The 15,174-nt window shown below is 40.2% G+C and carries 14 protein-coding genes and 3 pseudogenes; 6 read left to right on the top strand and 11 right to left on the bottom strand.

Going from position 1 to position 15,174, the window contains the following annotated elements; genetic code table 11:
* Nucleotides 1-403 precede the first annotated feature (403 nt).
* A pseudogene (locus IM450_RS18545) lies at nucleotides 404-854 on the bottom strand (RNA-guided endonuclease TnpB family protein); the annotation flags it as partial.
* 183 nt (nucleotides 855-1,037) lie between these two features.
* Between IM450_RS18545 and IM450_RS18540 the strand changes: the two are divergent.
* The 3 genes and pseudogenes from IM450_RS18540 to IM450_RS18530 all read left to right on the top strand — a co-directional run.
* Nucleotides 1,038-1,853, top strand: coding sequence for an Rpn family recombination-promoting nuclease/putative transposase (locus tag IM450_RS18540; RefSeq protein WP_287671015.1), 816 nt, complete (start codon nucleotides 1,038-1,040; stop codon nucleotides 1,851-1,853).
* 49 nt (nucleotides 1,854-1,902) lie between these two features.
* On the top strand, nucleotides 1,903-2,244 hold the full coding sequence (locus tag IM450_RS18535) for a hypothetical protein (protein WP_353736985.1): 342 nt from the start codon (nucleotides 1,903-1,905) through the stop codon (nucleotides 2,242-2,244).
* Between the two features lie 33 nt (nucleotides 2,245-2,277).
* Nucleotides 2,278-2,532 (top strand): annotated as a pseudogene (locus tag IM450_RS18530) (DUF4351 domain-containing protein); the annotation flags it as partial.
* A gap of 2 nt (nucleotides 2,533-2,534) precedes the next feature.
* On the opposite strand, the gene IM450_RS18525 reads toward IM450_RS18530, so the two are convergent.
* Nucleotides 2,535-3,341, bottom strand: coding sequence for an MlaE family lipid ABC transporter permease subunit (locus tag IM450_RS18525; protein ID WP_002802834.1), 807 nt, complete (start codon nucleotides 3,339-3,341; stop codon nucleotides 2,535-2,537).
* Nucleotides 3,342-3,745: 404 nt separating this feature from the next.
* Here IM450_RS18525 and IM450_RS18520 point away from each other — a divergent pair, with 404 nt between their 5' ends.
* Entirely contained in the window at nucleotides 3,746-4,024 is a 279-nt protein-coding gene (locus IM450_RS18520) for a BrnT family toxin (protein ID WP_159249666.1), read from the top strand.
* On the top strand, nucleotides 4,011-4,292 hold the full coding sequence (locus IM450_RS18515; protein ID WP_287671008.1) for a BrnA antitoxin family protein: 282 nt from the start codon (nucleotides 4,011-4,013) through the stop codon (nucleotides 4,290-4,292). Before IM450_RS18520 ends, IM450_RS18515 begins: the two co-directional genes overlap by 14 nt.
* 60 nt (nucleotides 4,293-4,352) lie before the next feature.
* On the opposite strand, the gene IM450_RS18510 is transcribed toward IM450_RS18515, so the two are convergent.
* From IM450_RS18510 to IM450_RS18470, 9 genes and pseudogenes are all read right to left on the bottom strand, one after another.
* The gene (locus IM450_RS18510) at nucleotides 4,353-4,493 is read right to left on the bottom strand and encodes a hypothetical protein (protein WP_159249665.1); all 141 of its coding nucleotides are present in this window, start codon (nucleotides 4,491-4,493) and stop codon (nucleotides 4,353-4,355) included.
* 188 nt (nucleotides 4,494-4,681) lie between these two features.
* Nucleotides 4,682-5,820, bottom strand: a protein-coding gene (locus IM450_RS18505; RefSeq protein WP_157404807.1) for an IS630-like element ISMae29 family transposase whose coding sequence is annotated in 2 segments (ribosomal slippage) — nucleotides 4,682-5,388 and nucleotides 5,388-5,820 — 1,140 coding nt in all. Because the reading frame shifts where the segments join, the coding sequence is not laid out codon by codon here.
* Nucleotides 5,821-5,895: 75 nt separating this feature from the next.
* Nucleotides 5,896-6,015 (bottom strand): annotated as a pseudogene (locus IM450_RS18500) (type II toxin-antitoxin system HicB family antitoxin); the annotation flags it as partial.
* A 230-nt stretch (nucleotides 6,016-6,245) separates the two neighbouring features.
* The gene (locus tag IM450_RS18495) at nucleotides 6,246-7,454 is read right to left on the bottom strand and encodes a DUF4407 domain-containing protein (protein WP_287671005.1); all 1,209 of its coding nucleotides are present in this window, start codon (nucleotides 7,452-7,454) and stop codon (nucleotides 6,246-6,248) included.
* A gap of 70 nt (nucleotides 7,455-7,524) precedes the next feature.
* Nucleotides 7,525-10,074 (bottom strand): SPFH domain-containing protein, encoded by a 2,550-nt coding sequence (locus IM450_RS18490; protein ID WP_287671003.1) that lies wholly within the window; start codon nucleotides 10,072-10,074, stop codon nucleotides 7,525-7,527.
* 36 nt (nucleotides 10,075-10,110) lie between these two features.
* Nucleotides 10,111-10,659 (bottom strand): GUN4 domain-containing protein, encoded by a 549-nt coding sequence (locus tag IM450_RS18485; protein WP_287671017.1) that lies wholly within the window; start codon nucleotides 10,657-10,659, stop codon nucleotides 10,111-10,113.
* Nucleotides 10,659-11,138, bottom strand: a complete 480-nt coding sequence (locus tag IM450_RS18480; RefSeq protein WP_287671001.1) for a hypothetical protein — start codon at nucleotides 11,136-11,138, stop codon at nucleotides 10,659-10,661. The genes IM450_RS18485 and IM450_RS18480 overlap by 1 nt, the downstream gene beginning before the upstream one ends.
* 392 nt (nucleotides 11,139-11,530) lie before the next feature.
* A complete protein-coding gene (locus IM450_RS18475) occupies nucleotides 11,531-12,499 on the bottom strand; it encodes a phosphate ABC transporter substrate-binding protein (protein WP_287670999.1) in 969 nt (322 codons plus the stop codon).
* A gap of 426 nt (nucleotides 12,500-12,925) precedes the next feature.
* Entirely contained in the window at nucleotides 12,926-13,972 is a 1,047-nt protein-coding gene (locus IM450_RS18470; RefSeq protein WP_287670997.1) for a glucokinase, read from the bottom strand.
* A 287-nt stretch (nucleotides 13,973-14,259) separates the two neighbouring features.
* On the opposite strand from IM450_RS18470, the gene IM450_RS18465 reads away from it, so the two are divergent.
* Complete coding sequence (locus tag IM450_RS18465) at nucleotides 14,260-14,901, top strand: hypothetical protein (protein ID WP_002802816.1); 642 nt, start codon at nucleotides 14,260-14,262, stop codon at nucleotides 14,899-14,901.
* Nucleotides 14,902-15,174: the final 273 nt, after the last annotated feature.

Genomic DNA, 15,174 nt, shown 5'->3' with positions numbered 1-15,174 from the left:
CATTTGCCGTTGAGATAAATTTCCCTCCTGACTAAGTTGGTAGAGCAAGTTTCTTTGTTCTATGTTAAGATGTTGGTGGCTCATTTTGGGTCTGATTTGTTTTTGTTAATGATCAGACAGTACCTGATGAGCCTTTCTTTATCAACTCTTGAGGTTGATGCGTTTCATTTTTGAATTGGCGCAACTCTTACCCGTTTAATCTGTTGTTCTGAATAATAAACTAGGTTCTTCGGTTTGTCTTATGCAATGGACGAGGTTATAAGGAATGAAACCTTTATAGAGACAGACATTGCCGCAATTTTTGTCAATTGTTTGCGATCTGGAGCGAACTAATCAATTAAATCTCTTGCCAGATAAGGATTGAGTCGATTTATGCCCCCACATCGAACCATACCAAGTCCCGAAGAGCCATAAACTAATGTCTTTTGACTACACCATAAATCAAATTCTCCTGCTTTAAAACCGTCAGTAAATCTGATTTTACGTCGATCATCTGATAGTTTGTAGCCCGTTAGTTTGTATTCAACCGAACGGCTATACTTTTTGAATCGAGGAAAACCCTTTTTCCCCGGTATCTTAGCATGACAATTCTGGTAAAACCTAGTAATTGATTGCCAGGCTCTATCAGCAGCCGATTGACGAGCTTGAGAGTTTAATTTGTTAACCCAAGGGGTCTCTTTATTGTTAGCTAGTACCGAGCAAAGTTTTTGGAGATCATTGCGGGTTGTCCCCTTATTGTCCATCCAATGACGAACACAAGAGTTACGCACAAACTGAGAAGTTTTGATAGCTTCATCAAGCCGTTGATATTGCTCTGGTGTCCCATTTTTTAACTTGGCTTCTACGACTAGCATCGATTAATCCTCGACCCTGTATCAATTAAGTATAACACAGTTTACCTACAAATGGTAGAATTAAAATCGTGCTTCGCAGTCAATATCCTGGTCGGATTTCATCCCCCGCAAAGGTGAGTATCTTGTCGAAAAATTTAGCGGGGGCATTCATCCGACATTTTAGGTAAAATATAGTCAAGACTAATGTATGATTCTACTTGTAAATTTATCGCCCTGGAATATTCGAGAGATTTAGCCACTTGGTTATTAGGTAAACCTTTAGATTTAACCGAAATTAAACCCTCAGAGTTGTCATTGGAGCCGATAAGAGCCGATAGTTTAATCTTTTTAGAGTCAGAAGAATTAATCTTACATATTGAGTTCCAAACCGACCCTAAAGAGGATATTCCCTATAGAATGCTCGATTATGCCACAAGACTCTATCGACGCTATCAGGGCAAACCTATCCATCAGGTAGTGATTTATCTAAGGAGGAGTACCTTACCCCTAGTCAGACAGAATGACTATCAACAGGGAAAAACTTATCATCAATTTGAGGTGATTAGACTATGGGAACAACCCTATGAACCCTTATTGCAAGCACCAGGACTATTGCCCTTTGCTATACTAGCTCAAGCTGAGGAGCAAGAGAATTTACTGCGGCAAATCGCCCAAAAAATCGAACAAATCAGCGACAGTCGAGAACAAAGCAATCTGGCTGCCTCCACCGCAATTCTCGCTGGATTAGTATTAAACAAAGACATCATTCAACAATTGTTGAGGAAAGACATTATGAAAGAATCTGTCATCTATCAGGAAATCAAAGAGGAAGGAAGACAAGAAGGAGAGGCTAACCTGGTTTTACGTCTATTAAATCGGCGTATAGGTGGCATTTCTGCCGAATTATCTGCCAATATCCAAAGTCTTTCTCTAGAAAATTTAGAAAACTTAGGAGAAGCTTTATTAGATTTTCAGTCAGTAGAGGACTTAGAACAATGGCTAGAAAATGAGCGTTTTTAACTAATTTACTGCGGTTATTTTTATTCTATTAATTCCCTCTATTATCATTATGTCAGATCATCAAGCTAGTTATGCCGTCAATGCAATGTTAGGTCGATTGTATTTGAAAAATAAGGCGTTTCAGTCCCTAAGTTTTGAAGAACAACAGTCGATAGTTTTGGACATAATTAAAGAATCATTCCGTTGCGATGTCAATATCGGTGAAATTCTCAGTAATGAGTGTTTTTCTGATTTTGACGATGTTGAAGAACAGAGAACAATAGCAACGATATTTCAAATTTGTTCCTGCTGTCGTCAAGCATCAGCTAACGTACAAGACTATGGAGATGATTTTAGCAAAGCAGGAATTTGTTCCGCTTGTCTTGCTAAATATTTCCCCGATGGATATTAGAGATAATTTAATCTCAACCTAGGGATAATCAATATTCAACAATTGTTGAGGAAAGATATTATGAAGGAATCTGTCATCTATCAGGAAATCAAAGGGGAAGGAAGACAAGAAGAAGCCATCAATTTGCTTCTACGTCAATTAAATCGGCGTATAGGTGGCATTTCTGCCGAATTATCTGCCAATATCCAAAGTCTTTCCCTAGAAAATTTAGAAAACTTAGGAGAAGCTTTATTAGATTTTCAGTCAGTAGAGGACTTAGAACAATGGCTAGAAAATGAGCGTTTTTAACTTTACTGTCCAAATAAAACCGAACTATTACCAGATCCTTGGAACAAGATCCAAGTCATCAGCAGATTAGATACAAAAATCGCTAAGAGCATAGTGACTACAGCTGCGGTCGTAGCTTGGCCGACTCCTTTAGCACCGCCATCGGTCGTTAAACCCCAATTACAGCCGATAATCGCGATTAAAGCCCCAAAAACCACCCCTTTAATTGGTCCACTCAGCACGTCTCCCACGCGCAGAAAACCGCGAACCGAGTCGAGAAAAACTGAATTAGCAATTCCGTATAAACTTTGGCCGACCAGCAAACCGCTACCCAAACCGATCAGCAATGCCATAACACTCAAAGCGGGAACCATCAGACAACAGGCAATTAAACGGGGCAGCACCAGATATTCCACGGGATCGGTTTTGAGCATATAGAGTGCGTCGATCTGCTCTGTCACCTTCATGGTACCGATTTCCGCCGCAAAAGCCGATCCTACCCGACCGGCTACCACGATCGCCATCATAATCGGACAGAGTTCCCGACCGAGAGCAAGGGCCAAAATTCCCCCCACCATACTGCCGGCACCCAAGGCTTGGAACTCCCGGGCCACTTGGATAGTAAAGATCATCCCGATCACCGCAGCCGTGATCATGGCTATAATCAGCGAGGCGGGCCCGGCTGCCACCATTTGTTCTTGGGTGACGCGCCAATCGGGTTTGCGCGTGAATAGGAAGTAAAAAACCCTGCCGGTTAATAGTACCGCTAACCAACAGCGCCGAAACCAGGAGCTTAATTCCTTGCTAAAAATTGCCAATAAATCCTTCATGGCCCTCAAAATCGATCGGACTAGAGAAAAGTCTATCCTGTTTTGTCTTCTAACTCCCATTCCCATGCTATGGATAGTGCAGAATTTTTGTACTAGACCTCTGGCAGAAATCAAAAATCTTCCGTTAGGTGAGGAGTAAGGAGCCAGTAGTCTCGGAGTCAGGAAAATTAAGAATGAGCATTAATCAATTAAATGCTCTATTTAGTGATTTTAGGCGATTTTATGCCTATTTTTCTCATTTTTGCCCTCTCAAAAATTAATTATGGAAGAACTCTAGTATAGACCTCGTTTCCACACAGAAACCAGAAGAGCCGAATAGATCAATGAATTACTTTTCATTCCCAGAAAAAGCGATTGATCAGATGCTTTGATCTTGTACGCACAAAAATGTATATATTGATGATATGGTCTTCGACTGGGACAACAATAAAAACCAAAGCAATCTCATCAAACACGGTATCAGTTTCGAGGAAGCGATCGCTATATTCGCTGATCCTTCTATCCTGACCTTTGAGGATACCCGATGCAACTATGGGGAAACGAGATTTGTTTCAATAGGGCAAATAACGCTTGCCACCCAAGAAAAGAAAGTGATCATCGTAGTTATTCACACTCAAAGCATTCGTCTCATATCAGCCAGAAAAGCCAATGAACGGGAGAGAAAACGCTATGAGCAACCCTGAATTTTCCCTTGATATGCCTCTTAAAGAGCGACAAGAGAAATTTATGGAAATGTCCGATGAGAATATTGATTATTCAGATATTCCTCCCCTAGATGATGAATTTTTCAAGAATGCTAAACTGGTCAAACCAAATCCACAAACAGAGCAAATTAGTATCAGGTTGGATTCAGAAATCCTTGAGTGGTTTAGGAATCATGCTCAAGAAAAGAGCTATCACGACCTAATTAATGATGTATTACGAACCTACGTCAAACATCAATCGCAATAGCCGATTATCTGCCGAGTAAAGAACCTCAAGAAGCGGTTATAAATGGCAATGATTACAAGCTCAATTGCAGCGTTTGCCTAAATTAACTTGTAATATGGTAATTTTTTGTTTATTTAATCTAGAATTTAGTCGTTGATCGAAAGGAATGATTTCTTTCATCATCAACTGGTTTCTTCTTTCTTGATTGTTTGTGGTAGTCATAGCGCCCGAACTTGACAATAATCCTAATTATTATAGGCGATCGCCTAATCACTCACCACAAAACGCAATCGCCTTCTAACTAATGAGAAGATAAGGGATAAGTCGGTTGATTAGGGTTTTTATTAAGGGTTTGACAATCTGCTAAGTATTGTTCAATAACAGTTTTAAAAGCTTGTTCTAGTAGTCTGTCAAGTTTGAATTGAGGGATAGAGTTTTTTTAATTTAATACGAGCATCAGCAGTAGTAAATCTCCAGTCAACTGAATTTGACTTTTCATTTCGATTTTCTTCCCATGCCTTAATTTCTTGTTTTAAACTATCCATGTCTGGGATACGACGATCGAGACATTGACGATTCAAAACGCTCAACTCAATTTCTGCCATATTTAACCAGCTGCCATGTTTGGGAGTGTAATGAAATTCGAGTTTATCTAAAATTCTCTTGGCCTCTTCCGGTTCAAAGGCTTTATATAATGAGGCTTTTACATGAGTATTTAAGTTGTCTTGAATTACTCTAATTTTCTGGGCATCCGGATAACGCTCATCAACCAAATATTTCATTTGGTGTGCATAATCGCTCGCCGTCCTTTGTTGTGTAACTTCTACATGTCGCCAACCTTGTAATGGTTCAAAAAACATAAACATATTGGCTACACCATTACGCTCATATTGATAGTCATACCTTTCTGGTTCTCTCGGTTCGGCTGGTATTTTCTCTTTTGTTTCTTTGACTAATTGTTTACAACTCTCATCAAAACACAGCCAGGGATTTTGCTGGTCATACTCACTATGATAAATATCCAAGACATCTTCCATGGCACAGACAAACTCCGCTGATTCTTTTGGGGGAATGACCCATGATTGATTCAGCCATGGTTTCAATTCATTTTTTTTAAGGTTTTTCTGATGGTTTCTCGTGATATTTTTTCCACATATTCAAGTTCGACCATTTTATCTGCCAGCATTTGAAGTGTCCATTTTGCTCGTCCCGTTGGTGTTTCACTACAAGCGATGGCAATCAGATATGCTTCCTTTTCCCCATCGATAATTTTGGCACGGCGATGTTCTTGCTTTTTTCGAGTTAATGATGATTCAATTCCTGACTCGACAAATCTTTGTCGTACTCTCTCAATGGTGGCTTGAGCAACATTTAAGGCTTCACTAATTTTCGAGTCAGTCCAACCACCTTCCTGTTGATTGACGTCTGCTAAAAGCAGTATTCTGGCATGGTTCATTTTGTAAGCTGCTATTTTTCCTTTCTTGGTTAGCTGCTCGAGTTCAGTTCTTTCGGAGTCTGTTAGATCTACAATATATTTTTTCTTCGGCATTTTTTTGTCTGAAGTTGGATAACTTCTTCCAGATTAGCTCTTTTTTTATCCCTCAAAACAAAATTGATGCTCTACTAGTTCATCAACGGAAAGACCATCAAAAACGATAATATCTTCTATGTTGATGACACGACCAAAAAATAAGCGATCGCTTTCATCGTATTCAATCACAGCTTCATAGCCTTTGTATTGCATCATCGTTTTTTTGCTGTTTTGTGTTCGTTGGCTAACTATAGCTTGACTGCTAACCCACTATCTTGATAGTACGAGTGTTAAAATCAATCGCAGGAGCTAAAACTGTGATCGCTGATTAATTGGTAGTTATTAAAAAAATGCAATCACTATTTCAAAATCATACGATATAGCAATTCTAGAGATTATTATTGATCTTTAAAAATCTCATTATCTTTATCTTAAGATAAAGTTTAATCTACTAAATCTTCATAATTAGTTACTCGCTCTCTACATAACTTAATAAAGTTAGAAGTTTCTTCATCATGTTGCTGATAAATATTTTTTGCTTTATTCATTTGTATATCTTCGATTTTTTCTTTATTTCTTTCTCTAAGTCGGATATATTCAATCATTAAAGCTTCAATATTTAGCTGAAAATTTTTTAGTTCTTTCATTTTTGAGAGTTCTTTTTCTGCCATTTTGCCAAGATTTTCTTGATTCATTCTATCGATAGTTTCTTTCTCAAGCAGTTTTTCATAAAGACCTTCTTTCGACAAGATTTTTACCAAAACTGGAGCAATTTCAATAATAATTAATAACAGAGTAATTAATTTATTTGTAATAGCAATAGCAGGATCATCTTTCGATAATGCTTCTAGGGCTGAGATACGATCCAAAAGACTTCCTTCTTGCCATTCCTTTTTTTGTGGTGTCTTGACACTCAAAATTGATTTTTGTTTAATTAAATTATTTTTTTCCTTGAGTAAATCTTGGATTCTACTATCCAAAAAAGTAACACTTTTTTCTATTGTTTCTACATTTTTTTGTCTTTCTTTTGCAATAGTACCGACACCGGGTTTACCTGTCACACCTTTACCTTCTATTTCTTCTATCGCATCTATACGAGCTTTTTGTAAAGCGTCTGAAGCTTGATTTTTTTCTCTTGTGAGATTGTCAATCTCTTCATTGATTTTATTGATTCTTTTGACATCTGGAGTATCTTGATCTTTTCTGCTTTCTTCTCTTTCTCTTTCTCTTCTTTGTTGGCTAATTTTTTGATTGATTTCACTCTCAAACAATCTTAACTCTAGAGGTTTAGCAACGATAAAACCTAAAAGAATCGCTATGCTTAAGCGAGTGGCAGCTCCTACCCAAAATTGTAGTTTTGATGAAGACTTATTTTGACTAGCTGTAAGGATAAAAAAGCGATCTAAGTTAAAAATTATGCTACCCCAAATAAAACCCAAAGAAATTGAAATTGTTAAAGAGCCAAAAACCGTAAAAAGTGCATAGCCTCCTGAACAAAAAGCCATTATTGCCGTGAGAATAACGGTGGTGCCGATAGACTCATATTTATACCTTTCTGTGCGACAGCTTTCTTGAGACAAAATTTCTTGATCTGCACCAGCAGACCAGATTAAAAGTTTTTGTATAGAATTGAGTCGTGTTTTAGTTGGCACTTGATTACCTTAGTTAATGGTTATACTTCTTAATTCAGAGCAAAAATAAAGGAATTAACGCTCTCTGAATTTAATCATTTTCAGAAGGGGGGAGAATCTCATATTCTCGTGACATATTAATTTGCTCATTTTGTCTTTTTGATTTCAGGGAGTCTCTTAAGATTTCTAGGAACGCCATCTGCATAGCACTGGCTTCAACAATCCCTCCACCACCAGAAGTATTACCACCACCGCTACTAGCACCAATAAACACTTCTGGAAGTTTAATTTGGCTGTTGGCGTATGCCTCAGCCCATTTCCCTTCTGATTCTAACTGAGCATAAATCGCAGGACTAAGAACCTGAACTCTTTGACGAAACTCTTCCATACGAATGCCAGACTCAATTTTCTCGTCTTCGGTTTTCATGTCAGATTCTGCCCGCATCCGCTTTAACTCAAGCTCATCTTTTTCTTGTTGAATTTGTGCATCTGCTTTTGATTCCTCAAGTTTAGCTTTAGCATTAAGAGTTGCTACCTCTAAATTACTTTGAGCCTCAACTATTTTGATTTGAGCTTTGTTTTCCTCTTGCTGTTTGATGAGAGACTGACGGGCTTGTTCAGTTAACTCTTGTCGTTTATAGTTTTCGGCTTGTTGTTTCAGAATTTGACGCTCTCTTAATAGCTCCTCCAATTCATCAGGCAAATCAATGTCTGTAATCAAAGTCTGGATTGACTGTACGCCATAATCATTAAGTGCCTTTTTAATAAAATCTGCTGCATGCTTTTGAATAGCGCTTCGCTTACTAAAAAAATCAAGAGCCTCAAAATACTGAGCGGCATTCTGAAAATAAGAATTCACTAAAGGGGCTAAAACTCTACCGACTAAATTTCTGATAGCAGGAGATTTAACAGATTTCTTATCAGTATTATCAAGAGCATTAGAATAATCTAGGCTCAAAGGATCAATTGCTTGAGTACCGACTTTGAGAATCATTTGTGGAGCATCTTTTGTTGCTATGCAGATAGTCTGAGTTAATTGCAACTGAAAAACAAAACCATCTTTTGATCGAAGTTGTAATGGCTCAAGGATTTTATCATAATTATCCGCATCTTTTCCTTCCGCTTTAGACCACTCTAGGATAATCTCGTTTGTCGGAACAACATGAACACTTTGAATTCTTCTGTTTATCGGATACTTACTTGGTAGAAGGGGCTTGCGCTGTACGCCTTTTTCTCCTTCTTTTGAAAGCCGATCATCATTTTCTGACTCGTTATCTTTGCCGACATAAGAAATAATCACCCCGACTTGCTCGGCAAGAATTTCAATCAATGGTACTTGCTCAACACAAACAAACCAGGGATTGAGAATCCAGGAACCTTCCTGTAAAAATTCTTCCTGTAAGCCTTTATAGCCCCCAGCTTCGATAAATTTTTGAGGTTTCTGAAAATTATCATGACCTTTAATTGTATCCCCAGCAATTACACCTTCAGGAAGAGTTTTTCCTTCAAGTGTAGTAACAATACCGATTTTGTCTTTGGCCACAGTATAAACCTTTAATTCTTCAGGGTTTACATTGTACTGAGTGGCATTAGCAGAAGTAATAACAGTAAACAAGTCGGTGTTGATCTGATAAGTCCTGGCGGGTAGAACTGCCAACTGCTTACCACTTTCACCACCATTTTTAATAAAAGCGTCAGCATCTTCAAAATTTTGGCATTCAACAACTTTACCTAAATTCCTATCTTCGGGGCGGGTTGCTCCATCATTAGCCACAACTAAGCCAATTTCTCCTTGGGGAACTTTAGTGACTGAATCAATTTTAATTTCAAACAAATCAGTATTAATTTGATAGGTGCTAGGTGTTAAAAAGGCTAATTGTTTACCACTTTCTCCGCCACTATTGATAAAAGCTTGAGCATCTTGAAAATTATTGCATTCAACAACCTTACCAAAAGTTCGATTTGGAGGCAACGGCTTGCCAAAGGTAGCCCGAACCAATCCTACTTGATCCTCCGCAATGCGAATACATTTTACATTTTTTACTTTAAAGATATTGGTATTAATCTGATAGGTATTGGCGGTTAAAATTGCCAGTTGTTTACCGCTTTGACCACCATTGTCCCAAAAAGCTTGGGCATTTTGAAAATTATTGCATTCTACAAACTTGGCAAAGGCTTGACCTGGCGGTAGAGGTTTACCATCCCTCGCTTCCACGAGTCCTACTTCGTCTTCACGGATACGAATAACGTTAACAATCTCAACAGAGAATAGCTCAGTATTAATATAATAAGTACCATTAGTCAAAATGGCTCGTTGTTTTCCTTTTTGTCCACCATTATGGATAAATGCCCTAGCATCTTGAAAATCCTTACACTCGACAACTTTTCCAAAGTTTTCTCCTGGAGGCAAGCTTGCCCCGTCTTTTGCATCCACTAATCCCACCTCATCAGAAGCAATCACAATTGCCTTAGCAATGCGAATTTCCACATTAGGCAAACTCAAATGCCGTCCAGGGGTAAGCACCTCCGCTTGTAAACCGCTTTCTCCATTGAGAGCAACTCGACGACCCGCAGGCAATGGACGACCAAATCGTTTATAAACAATGCCTACTTCATCTTCTTTGATATTAATAAAAACCATTGGTTTTGTCTCCTTTTGCTATTTTAGAAGGTAAATTTATAAGCGAGGTAAAAGATCTTTGAAAGCATCCAGCCATGTTCCTAACTGATCAGTATCGGAAGGAAATCTAAATGTAGGTAAATGACCGTCAGGGGCATTTAAAGAAAAGTCAAAATCATCATAGTTCATTCGCAACTGATCATTTACTTGCCAACCTACTTGTTTAGCAAATTTATAAAATACTAAAGCATCAAACACACCAAGTTCACCTTGAACATTCAGCCAGATATTCTTTTGTATACTATAACCAAATTTACCTTTGCTGGCATCTAACCAGAGAAGATCTATTTTTCTGATGTCTTCAGAGGGAATTTCGTCAATACTTAGTAGCCAACCTTGTTCAGTTCTCTCGACAATACGAAGCAGAATCTGCATTGTTTCCCAATCTGCTTCTTTCCATTTTTTCTCAGCTAATAAAATTGAAAGCTGTTCGTAACTTTCTTGTGGTTTATTTCTGTTTCCATGAGTACCAGAAGTTTGTGGATTAGGTTCATTAAAAGAGCGAGGAGTTTCTTTTTGTTGGGCTGATGAGACATCCTGCCCTATTACTTTTTTAGGCGTTGCACTGCCTTCATAAAAGTAGGAAAATAGCGATTTAAGAAATTTTCCGTGTCCAACTCAGCCTCGTAGGAAATTCCCACAAAAGGAGGAATCGAAGAAACAACCGCTTTAAGTTTAGCGGCGGCTGTTGGACCGGGTTCTTCGACTTTAGCGAGGATTTTTTGCAAATATTCTATAACTTCTGCATTTTCTTCCCGAAGTTGTCCGACTCCTTCCACAAATTCGGCGATAACAACTTCTGCGTCTGCTTCTGAGATTTGAACTAAATTAGACTGACCAGCGATAATTTGCCAATATTCCTGTTCATAATCTCGAATGGGTTTAAGAATTTCAAGCCGAAGTTGCTGTTTTAGGATTGTTTTATCACCTCTTGCAGCCACAATAATAGCCTCTTCTTTCTCCCTTCTTTGTTCATAAAGCAGTTTAAGATGGGATTCAATCTCATTCAGACGATTTTTGTTCATAGCTTAATTCTTCACCTTCAATTAGTCTGGTAATAGTGACATACTCGTCGCTAAAAGCGAGGGCTTCCTCTTTCATCGGCCAATGCCTCCGCCAAGTGGTTCCTTAGCTTTGGTCTTACTCAGCCTCCGCAGGTTTTGCTCTTCCCTAAAGAAGGCACTAACTGGCGTAATAGTTTCCTATCACCGAGGCAGACTCTCTGTGTCCCAAAGAGTATAAGTAGGGTTTTTTTGTCTCCCAGTCATAATCTCACAATAACAATTAGCGGGCCTTGCGGCAATTCTAGCTAATTAGAATTGGAGGTGTCTAGTCTTTATACAGTCGAAAAATGTAGCGGGGGCATTCATCCGACATTTTAGGTAAAATTTCCCAGATTTTCAGATATTCTCGCTAACTACTTTTGTAGGTCTTCATTGGCCCGAAAAATCGCTTCTTGACCATCACTAGAGGCCACAAAACCCATAAAAGCTTTGACCGCTTCACTAGCAGGTTCTTTGTAAACGTAGTAAAGGGTACGCTGCCAGGGATAATTAGGTTCACTGGCTGAAATTCCGTCCACAGCGAGCGCTCTGACGGTTTTTTGGTCGGCAATTTGGCTATAGGTTGCGTAACTAATGCCATTCAGTCCTAAAACTCGCAAAATCGGGGTAGTGGCATCCCTATCCATCATTTTGAAATTAGTTCCTGTACCAAATTCTCCCCCTTGCAGCACTTCCTGACGAAAACTTTGATAAGTGCCACTAATAGGAGGACGATTAATCACTTGAATAGTAGCTGCAGAACCGCCCACCTCCGACCAAGAGGTGATTTTTCCAGTAAAAATATCTTTAACTTGGGCAGTGGTTAACCCCCCCGCAAAAGGATTTTTTACCCCCACCACAACAGCGATCGCATCTCGAACGATCGGACTAGAAGCCAATCCCTGAGAGCGTTCCGACTCGGTTAAAGGTCGTGACACCGCCGCAATATCGATCGCCCCCCGGGCCACTTCCTCTAATCCCTTATCAGATCCTTGAGCATTTGTCAAGACCTCTACCCCCTGAAATTTGGCCGTTAAAGCGGCTTTTAAGGCTTGATTAATCTGTACCATACTGGTGGAGCCGTTAATGCGAATTGTCGTGCCACTGGGGATAGAAGTCGGTGGGGCAAAACTGACCACTCCCTGGGGTGAAGGGGGAGGGGGTAAGGGAGAGGAGGCACTTCCCGATGTGGGGGATTTTTGCGGACTTTTACCGCTGCCACAGAGAAAAAATTCTTTACCTGCAGCACATTGACTTTGTAGCCAGAAGTAACCCCCACCTAAAATGCCCGCAGTGGCTAAAAGAGCGATTATTAAAGCAGTTGTTTCGTTTTTTTGAGACATAATTATTCAGTGAGCGGTGATCCGTTAGGGTATTTGGGGATTTTTCGGTCAACAGTGAACAGTAAACAGTAATCGGGGAAAAGAAAGTTCCGAAGTTTTCAGCTAACACCTTCTACTTAAAACTGCAATCCGATCACTGATAAGGAATGAGGCTCTTCTGATTTCTGTGTGGAAACGAGGTCTATACTGATAGTTTCTTCCGCAAGATAGTCCTAAAAGTCTTGTCTGATAACTTTAGGCGAAGAGTCCTCTTAAATTGGCATTTTGCTACTAATTGATCATACTCAGTCTAGGAGAGCCATAATTTTTAATCCTTTTAATCTGAACTCATCGGCAACAGGCAGGGCCAATAAAGAGCAATCTGGCCCGCCTGCGGGGCGATAATATTCTGAAAATAATCCCTAGCCATCTCCAGTAAACCCTCGCTCATAGCTGACTAGCACAGTAAACCGCCCCCATCAGTCCCACTTGGGCATTAAGGACGATATTAACGGGAATATTGCTTAATAGCTCTGCCATCCGACCTTTAGCCCGAAAAGCCTTCATAAAGCTACCCTCGGTCATTAGGGGAAGATTTTTGGCCGCAATCCCCCCCGCGATGTATAATCCTCCGTAGGGAAGCAATTTGAGGGCTAAATTGCCCGCCTCCGCACCGTAGGCCTCGACAAAGATTTTCATGGTTTGATAACAGAGATAATCCGAGTTATCTTGGGCAAAACTGGCAATTTTAGCCGCTAAATCCACGGTTTTTTGCGGTTTACCCATTTCTGCTAACCAAGTGCGGTAAATTTCCGCCATGGCTGGCGACGACTGACTATAGTTACTATCGTGGAGAAATCGATAGATAGAAGTGATTCCAGGGCCAGAAACCACTCGCTCCACCGAAATTCGCTCGATATTATAGAGTTCCAAGAGATAATTTAATAGTTGATATTCTAAACTCGATCGAGGGGCAAAATCGGCGTGGGAACCCTCACTACCAAACACCCGATATGTACCCTTCGAGACAGGGATCAAAAAACCCTCTCCTAACCCAGTTCCCGCACCGATAACCGCAATCGGGGCCTCTGGTACTGCGGGGGCCGACTGTAGATTGTGCAGCTCCTCTGGGGCTAATCCTAACACCCCATAACCGATCGCCGCAAAATCATTAATTAATTTTACCCGCTCAATCTGCAGCTCGCGGCTTAGGCGATCGCCAGTTAGGGACCAACTTAAATTGGTCAATTCGGAACTATTGTTAACCACTGGACCGGCAATACCGAAACAAGCTTTTGCCACTGGGGGAATAGTGGTTTGTCGGGCCAAAAACTGCTGGACGATCGGCACCAGATCGGGGTATTGTTCACTAGGATAAATTTCTTGATCGAGAGTAATTAGCCGGGGTTGGGGACTATCCGGTGAGTTTTGGCAATCCACTAAACGCAGGATGGTTTTAGTTCCCCCGATATCTCCCCCTAAAAGAATCGTCATGCTGGTTTTTCCTCAGTTTGTACCCATAATTATAGTTTTTTACCCCTTCTCCCCAGCAAATTTAAAGGCCGTCAATTCTATACTATAGTGAAAGATGGTAATGCCTAAGCCCTAATTAAGGATTGATTAATCGTCGCTCCGGGGTTGGAATGGGGATTTGCTAGAGGACAGAAACGGCACTTAAAGACATTTTAGGTCTCACTGTCGCCTCAAGGCGATCGATAGGGCGGCAGAACCTATCACTGTCCCCATAACTTTTAAGATAGACCAGAGAGGGAGAAATTAGCTTGGGTGTAGAACTTCGCAGTTACGTTTATCTTGACAATTTACAGCTTCAACACGCTGCTTACATCGGTACAGTCGCCCAAGGATTTTTACCCTTACCCGGGGATGCTTCCCTCTGGATTGAAATTTCCCCCGGCATCGAGATTAATCGCATCACCGATATTGCCCTCAAATCCGCCGTGGTTCGTCCGGGGGTTCTATTCGTAGAACGACTCTACGGACTCTTAGAACTCCATTCTAGCAGTCAGGGAGAGGTCAGGGCGGCCGGTCAGGCAATTTTGCAGTATTTAGGCGTTAGTCAGCGCGATTGTCTGAAACCGCAAATTGTCTCCAGCCAAATTATTCGCAACATTGACGCTTACCAAGCCCAATTAATTAACCGTAGTTCTCGGGGTATGATGTTAATGGCAGGACAGACTTTATACGTTTTAGAAGTACAACCGGCCGCCTACGCTTCCCTAGCCGCTAATCAGGCCGAAAAAGCTGCTTTAATTAATATCCTACACGTTACTTCCGTGGGCAGTTTTGGCCGCTTATATTTAGGGGGAGAAGAACGAGATATTATCGCCGGTTCCCAAGCGGCAGTTTCAGCTTTAGAAAATATTCAAGGTCGAGCTTTTCCGGGTAGCGACAAAAAAGAATAGGCTAACAAAGGCAAAAGGCAGGAGGTAAGGGTGCATCTCATTTTTGTCAATCTACCAATTGGGATTTTTACTTGGAAACTCTCGGCTAAAATTGGGCATTACTTCCGATTTTATTACTCAATCCAAGCTTTTGGGTAGGGCTGTTTCATTTAAATTAAGTACAGCTGATTTTGAGTCAATAAATTTGACTTAAGATTCTCAAGTTTATCTTTTTCTAACCAAAAGAGTTAGTCACAATAATTAATCTTTAATCCTCTGCCAATATTTATTATG

The organism is Microcystis sp. M083S1 (assembly GCF_020246405.1).
In the GTDB taxonomy this organism is placed as follows: Bacteria; Cyanobacteriota; Cyanobacteriia; order Cyanobacteriales; family Microcystaceae; genus Microcystis; species Microcystis aeruginosa_C.
This window is presented reverse-complemented; position numbering and strand designations above follow the sequence as displayed.

What these genes read in the sequence shown, in the direction of transcription:
- IM450_RS18540 (WP_287671015.1), top strand. Translation starts at nt 1,038, where the DNA reads ATGTATGATTCTACTTGTAAATTTATCGCCCTGGAATATTCGAGAGAT.
- IM450_RS18535 (WP_353736985.1), top strand. Translation starts at nt 1,903, where the DNA reads ATGTCAGATCATCAAGCTAGTTATGCCGTCAATGCAATGTTAGGTCGA.
- IM450_RS18525 (WP_002802834.1), bottom strand. Translation starts at nt 3,341, where the DNA reads ATGAAGGATTTATTGGCAATTTTTAGCAAGGAATTAAGCTCCTGGTTT.
- IM450_RS18520 (WP_159249666.1), top strand. Translation starts at nt 3,746, where the DNA reads ATGGTCTTCGACTGGGACAACAATAAAAACCAAAGCAATCTCATCAAA.
- IM450_RS18515 (WP_287671008.1), top strand. Translation starts at nt 4,011, where the DNA reads ATGAGCAACCCTGAATTTTCCCTTGATATGCCTCTTAAAGAGCGACAA.
- IM450_RS18510 (WP_159249665.1), bottom strand. Translation starts at nt 4,493, where the DNA reads ATGACTACCACAAACAATCAAGAAAGAAGAAACCAGTTGATGATGAAA.
- IM450_RS18490 (WP_287671003.1), bottom strand. Translation starts at nt 10,074, where the DNA reads ATGGTTTTTATTAATATCAAAGAAGATGAAGTAGGCATTGTTTATAAA.
- IM450_RS18480 (WP_287671001.1), bottom strand. Translation starts at nt 11,138, where the DNA reads ATGAACAAAAATCGTCTGAATGAGATTGAATCCCATCTTAAACTGCTT.
- IM450_RS18475 (WP_287670999.1), bottom strand. Translation starts at nt 12,499, where the DNA reads ATGTCTCAAAAAAACGAAACAACTGCTTTAATAATCGCTCTTTTAGCC.
- IM450_RS18470 (WP_287670997.1), bottom strand. Translation starts at nt 13,972, where the DNA reads ATGACGATTCTTTTAGGGGGAGATATCGGGGGAACTAAAACCATCCTG.